The organism is Oleiphilus sp. HI0132, from assembly GCF_001635845.1.
Genome location: NZ_LWGJ01000283.1, coordinates 1 through 1,400 on the forward strand (window position 1 = coordinate 1; position 1,400 = coordinate 1,400).

At 47.6% G+C, this 1,400-nt stretch carries 1 protein-coding gene; it reads left to right on the forward strand.

Going from position 1 to position 1,400, the window contains the following annotated elements; translation table 11 throughout:
- On the forward strand, positions 1-1,314 hold a 1,314-nt coding region (locus tag A3766_RS03470; protein ID WP_068641688.1), incomplete at its 5' end, for a UDP-N-acetylmuramoyl-L-alanyl-D-glutamate--2,6-diaminopimelate ligase.
- Positions 1,315-1,400 lie beyond the last annotated feature (86 nt).

Genomic DNA, 1,400 nt, shown 5'->3' on the forward strand with positions numbered 1-1,400 from the left:
AATACTAACTGCCGAATATATGAAGATAAAGCAGCGATAGAGATCTGCTTGCAGGGCCTTCGCCAGAGTATGGGAGAGATAGCGGCTCGCTTCTTCTTTAGGCCAAGTGAAGAAATTAAAGTAATCGGTGTCACCGGTACGAACGGCAAGACCTCAGTAGCAAACCACCTTGCCTCTTACATATCCCAAGGACCGCATAAGTGTGGCGTGATGGGAACCTTGGGTTATGGCTTGCTTGGTGAGGAGACGGAAGCTCTGGTTGCGACCGGTTACACGACACCCGATGTGATCGAGGTGCATCGGCATTTGGCTAATATGCGTGACGCGGGTGCAAAGTTTGTAGTGATGGAAGTATCTTCGCACGGCTTATGTCAGAACCGGGTAGATGGCGTCCAGTTTTATGGAGCAGTGTTCACCAATTTGACTCGTGATCACTTGGATTACCATGGTTCAATGTCCGACTACGCGCAAGCCAAGCAGAAGCTATTTCAGAACACGAGCTTGGCCTTTGCAGTACTAAATCGAGATGATGACCTGTTCAGCGATTTTAAAGCCGCTGTTACGCCAGGCACAAACATTACGAGTTATGCGGTTTCAAGTAAAGCTGCTGATGTTGCGGTATTGACGAACGAGCTTTCGTCATCGGGTATACACGCATTGATCAAGGCTTCAGTAGGTCAGGTAATGATCGACTCCCCATTGCTGGGCGAATTTAACTTAAGCAATTTGTTAGCTGTGCTTGCAGCTGCCACGGCGATGAACGACCTCGAAAGCGTTGAGTCGCGAGTTAAAAAGATTAAAGCGGTTGATGGCCGTATGGAAGTGCTTCGGTCTGTGAATCAACCTACAGTCGTAGTTGATTATGCACATACACCTGATGCTTTGGAAAATGTACTTAAAACGCTAGCGCCTCTTTGCAGTGGCTCTCTAAGGGTGATATTTGGTTGTGGTGGTGACCGTGATCAAGGAAAACGCGCCGAGATGGCAAGAGTTGCCGAAGCGTTTGCAGATGACATTGTCCTCAGTGATGACAATCCACGAGGAGAATCACCAGAAGCAATCATCGCAGATATTTTAGCGGGCTTTGCGCAGCCATCGAAGGTGGAAGTGATACACGAGCGACGAATGGCAATACAGAAAATGCTCGAAAAGTCAGTAGCAGATGATGTCATTCTTGTGGCGGGTAAAGGTCATGAAACGTGGCAAGAAGTGAAAGGTCAGCGCCACTACTTTAGTGATATCGAAACTGTGCGCGAATTGATTTCGGGAGCAGCTGTTCTTCCTAAGGCGCTAGAGGAGGTCATTAATGATTGATGTCATGACTTTCTCCTCTTTGGCTAAAGCTTTGCCGGGTACTTTATTGGGTGATGATACGGGCTTTACTTGCCTATCTATTGATT